A 280-nucleotide genomic window follows, 5' to 3' on the forward strand; every position below is an offset into this window, starting at 1 on the left:
ATAGGTGTTCTCACTTGCCAACTCTGCCACCTTTAATTCCACTAACGGGCTATATCTCTGGTGGGGTAACAGCCCCAAGCATTCATCCAACGGATAATGTGAGTTCCCTCTCTTATCACGCATTAATGAACGTTTGAAAGTCACACTTCCAAATAGAAACTGAACGCTTCTGTTATCACTCCGGCAGTATTCCCAGCCTTCCTCCAACTTCTTCTGTTTTATTGTTTTATCTAACTCCTCAAATACATCCCCAACCCATTGTGTAAAAACCTTCTGCATC

1 protein-coding gene is annotated in these 280 nt (G+C 42.9%); it reads right to left on the reverse strand.

All coding sequences use genetic code 11. The features are described from left to right. On the reverse strand, window positions 1-280 hold a 280-nt coding region (locus tag IC21_RS08610), incomplete at both ends, for a UPF0236 family transposase-like protein (protein WP_035180785.1).

The sequence above is a fragment of the Heyndrickxia coagulans DSM 1 = ATCC 7050 genome (assembly GCF_000290615.1).
Taxonomy (GTDB): Bacteria; Bacillota; Bacilli; order Bacillales; family Bacillaceae_C; genus Weizmannia; species Weizmannia coagulans.